Below are 2,922 nucleotides of genomic sequence, written 5' to 3'. Positions count from 1 at the left end.
CGGTACGCGCGGAGCGGCGCAGCCGGGCCAGATCGTCCCACAGCGCGCGCCAGGCGGCGATGACCTGCGCCCAGTCGAACCGCGCCTCTGCACGGCGGCGCCCGGCCGCGCCCATCCGCGCGCGCAGCGCCGGGTCGGCGACCAGGGCGGAGAACGCCTCCGCCGCGGCGGGCACGTCGACGGCGGTGAACTGCGCGACGCCCGCGAGGTAGGCGTCGTAGGTGTCGAGCCCGGCCTCGTGCCGCTCCGCCAGGTCGGCCATCGGCCCGGCGAGGGTGGTCGGCACCAGGAAGCCGGTCTCCCCATGCACGATCGTGTCGCGCAGCCCGTCCCACTCCGTGCCGACCACGGGCAGGCCCGCCGCCATCGCCTCCAGCGGCGCGATGCCGAAGGTCTCCTGGATGTTGTCGGACAGCAGGGTGAAGATGTCGGCGGCCGACCAGATGCCGCGCCGCACCTCCGGCAGGCGGCCGTCCAGGATGCGGAGCGTGACGCCCGGCGCGAGGGCGGCGGCACCTTCGGTGAAGACGCGGCGCTGGTGGTCGTCGGCGAACCAGCCCGACAGCACCAGCACCACCCGCGCGCCGGCTTGCGCCGCGGCGGCGGCGCGGCCTAGACCGGCCAGCATCGGCAGCGGATGCGCCTTGGCGTGGAAGGACAGCCGGCCGTGATGCAGCACGACCACGTCGCGCTCCGTCACCTCGAGCCGGGCGCGCCAGGCGGCGCGCGCGGCGGCGTCGGGCGCGAAGGCGGCGCAATCGACGCCGAGCGGGATGACGGGCAGCGCCGGGCCTTCGATGCGCGTGGCGCCGAGCCGCTCGCGCAGCCAGTCGGCCTGCATCTCCAGCTGGCGCCGCACCGCGCCCTGCACGGCGCGGGAGGTGCAGACGATCGCGTCCCATTCCTGCACCGGCGCGACCAGCGTTTCGAGGATGGAGTCCATCGCCCCGGCCGAGGCGGTGGTGTGGGTCAGCCCGATCAAGGAGAAGCCGCGCGCCTCTGCCAGCCGCCGGCGCTGCCAGGCATGGCTGCCGAGGCCGGGGCCCGGCAGCAGCAGGGCCCCGGTGGCGGCGACGCGGTGCAGCTGCTCCTCCGGGATCGTCTCGGTGGGCAGGTCGGGGTCGAGCGTCGCGACCTGGCGGCGGAACGCCTCGGCGTCGGCGGCGCTGCGGGTCACGGCAACGAGCCGCTCGAAGCCGCCATGGCGGACCAGGGCGCCGAGGAAGGCCTCGCCGGCGGCATGGCGGCCCATCAGCTTCGGGCGCGAGGTGTCGAAGCCGTCGGGGGCGTAGAGCAGGGCGGGCATCGGTGCCGTCAGGCTCGGCGGGGGAACGAGGGGCCGTCAACCGACGTTCCCGCGCGCGATGCGGCGGACGGGCGGGCCCGGTTGCCCGCGTCCGGTCGCGGGAGTATCGCCACCGCATGGATCTTCCGGTTGCGACGATCCCAAACGAAGGCCCGCTGCCAGCCTACCGCGCCCTGATCGGGCGCGGCGTGCTGCATGCCGACCAGGCGCAGGGGCGCGCGGCGGAGGTGCTGCAGGACCTCTGGCGGCGCACCCGCGGCTACGACCCGCATCCGGAGGAGCCGGAGCAGGGCGGCTTCTTCGCGCGCTTCCTGCGCCGCAAGCCGGTGGCGCCGGAGGAGGCGCCGGCGGGCGCGCCGATGGGCCTCTACCTCGTCGGCGAGGTGGGGCGCGGCAAGTCCATGCTGATGGACCTGTTCTTCGACACCGCCGAGGTGCCGCGCAAGCAGCGCATCCACTTCCACGAATTCATGCAGCACCGCGTCCATGCGCGGATCCATGCGTGGAAGCAGAAGCATGGCGACACCGCTGATCCGATCCCGCCGCTGGCCGATTCCATCGCCGCCGAGGCTGCGCTGCTCTGCTTCGACGAGTTCCAGGTGCACGACATCGCGGATGCGATGATCCTGGGGCGGCTGTTCCAGGCGCTCTTCGCGCGCGGGACGGTCGTGGTGGCGACGAGCAACACGGCGCCGGACGACCTGTTCAAGGGGAAGCCCGGGCGCGACGCCTTCCTGCCCTTCATCGCGCTGATCAAGCGGCGCCTGGAACTGCTCGTGCTGGATGCCGCGCGCGACTACCGCCGCGCCCGCATCATGGACCTGCCGAGCTGGCACATGCCGGCGGATCGCCGCGCGGAAGCGGCGCTGGATGCGGCGTTCCGCGAGCTGACCGGACGCGACTTCGGCGAGCCGATGATCCTGACGCTGCTGGGCCGCAAGATCGAGGTGCCGCAGGCGGCGGAAGGCGTGGCGCGCTGCGACTTCGATGCGCTGTGCGGCCGGCCGCTGGGACCGGCGGACTACCTGGCGATCGCGACGCACTTCCACACGCTGATCCTGGACGGCATCCCGCGCCTCGGCGCGGAGAACTTCGACAAGGCGAAGCGCTTCATCACGCTGGTGGACGCGCTATACGAGCACCGCGTGAAGCTGGTGGCGAGCGCCGCGGCGGCGCCCGATGCAATCTACGAGCGCGGCGAGAACGCGGCGATGTTCGCCCGCACCGCGAGCCGCCTGCACGAGATGCAGTCGCGCGACTGGCGCGCCCTGCAGCACCTGCCCTGAACCCGGCCCTGTAACATCCAGAAATGCGCGTTGACAGGTCACGGTGGCCTGGGGCTAGTGCTGCGCGGGGGTGCCGATGGGTCCGGGGGGGCCCGCCCGTCATGGGGGCACGTACAGGGGACTGGGACGCATGCGGAAGCTCGTGCTCGCGCTGATTGCCCTTGCCTGCGTGGTGCCGCCGGCCGAAGCGGCCCGGCGAGACGAGCAGGGGACATCCGTGAGCAGGCAGGCTCCCGCCAAGGTTCCCGCCCAGACGCGGAGCACCCAGTCGCAGCGCCCCGCCGCCGCCGCGCCCCGCACGGCGCAGCGCCCCGCGGCCGCCGCGCCGCG

At 74.0% G+C, this 2,922-nt stretch carries 3 protein-coding genes; 2 read left to right on the top strand and 1 reads right to left on the bottom strand.

Annotated elements, in window-relative coordinates:
* The coding region (locus L2I40_RS21390) for a glycosyltransferase family 4 protein (protein ID WP_237217235.1) at positions 1-1,306 on the bottom strand (1,306 nt) is incomplete at its 3' end.
* A gap of 116 nt (positions 1,307-1,422) precedes the next feature.
* On the opposite strand from L2I40_RS21390, the gene zapE reads away from it, so the two are divergent.
* Together zapE and L2I40_RS21380 are read left to right on the top strand one after the other, a co-directional pair.
* A complete protein-coding gene (zapE, locus tag L2I40_RS21385) occupies positions 1,423-2,592 on the top strand; it encodes a cell division protein ZapE (protein WP_237217233.1) in 1,170 nt (389 codons plus the stop codon).
* A gap of 130 nt (positions 2,593-2,722) precedes the next feature.
* A partial coding sequence (locus L2I40_RS21380; RefSeq protein WP_237217232.1) for a hypothetical protein occupies positions 2,723-2,922 on the top strand: 200 nt, incomplete at its 3' end.

The organism is Falsiroseomonas oryziterrae (genome assembly GCF_021864505.1).
Classification (GTDB): domain Bacteria; phylum Pseudomonadota; class Alphaproteobacteria; order Acetobacterales; family Acetobacteraceae; genus Falsiroseomonas; species Falsiroseomonas oryziterrae.
This window is presented reverse-complemented; position numbering and strand designations above follow the sequence as displayed.